Source organism: Mycobacterium sp. IDUB_37 (genome assembly GCF_055419245.1).
Map to the genome: position 1 here is coordinate 1 of NZ_JBVAXG010000030.1, position 1,193 is coordinate 1,193.

The window sequence follows — 1,193 nt, forward strand, 5'->3', positions numbered from 1 at the left end:
GCGATCTCACCTTGGGAGTGACCGATCACCGCATCAGGAACAATCCCGTAATGCGCTAGCACCTGCGCCAACGACACCATCATCGTGAACAACGCCGGCTGGACCACATCCACCCGCTCCAACGCCGGCGCCCCCGGCTCCCCCAGCAACACCGCCCGCACCGACCACCCCGTGATCGGCCGCAACGCCTCATCACAGAAATCGACCGTGTCCGCGAACACCCGGTGCGCGGCATACAACTCCCGGCCCATCCCCGGATACTGACCACCCTGACCCGGCAACACGAACACCGTCTTGCCCCGCAGATGCGACAGATAATGATGCTGCGTCACCTGCGGATGCGCCTGACCCGCCCCCAACGCCACCAACGCATCCAGCAACTCCGCGCGCCCATCACCAGCAGCCACCGACCCGGTCACCACCGCCCGACGCGAATGATGCGCACGCGTGCGCCCCAAACTCGCCGCCACATCCACCGGATCCAGCTCAGGACGATCCACCAGATACCGGTGCAACCGGTCCGCCGAAGCCGCCAACGCCGCCGGCGTCCGCGCCGACAACGCCCACATCGGCACCCCGAACCCCGCCCCACCCTCGACAGGCTGCGCAGACTCCTCCACCACCACCGGGGCCTGCTGCAAAATCAGATGCGCATTGGTCCCCGAAATCCCGAACGACGACACCGCCGCGGTCCGCGGATGATCGGTCTGCGGCCACGGCACCGACTCCGTCAACAACCGCACCGTGCCCGCCGACCAATCAATATGCGGACTCGGCCGATCCACATTCAACGTCGCCGGCAAACTCCCATGATTGATCGCCGCGATCATCTTGATCATCCCCGCCACACCCGCAGCAGCCTGGGTATGACCGATATTGGACTTGATCGACCCCAACCACAACGGATGCGCCCGCTCACCACTGGCCCCATACGTCGCGATCAACGCACCAGCCTCGATCGGATCACCCAACGTCGTCCCCGTGCCATGCGCCTCAACCACATCAACCTGATCAAACCCAATACCCGCACTGGCCACCGCCGCAGCAATCACCCGCTGCTGCGCCGGCCCATTAGGCGCCGTCAACCCATTCGACGCACCATCCTGATTAATCGCCGACCCCGCAATCACCGCCAACACCCGATGACCATTGCGCTGCGCATCACTAAGCCGCTCCAACACCAACACCGCAGC

The 1,193-nt window shown here is 65.0% G+C and carries 1 protein-coding gene; it reads right to left on the reverse strand.

Going from position 1 to position 1,193, the window contains the following annotated elements; all coding sequences use genetic code 11:
- A partial coding sequence (locus tag ACZY1I_RS32150) for an acyltransferase domain-containing protein (protein ID WP_463761698.1) occupies positions 1–1,178 on the reverse strand: 1,178 nt, incomplete at its 3' end.
- Positions 1,179–1,193: the final 15 nt, after the last annotated feature.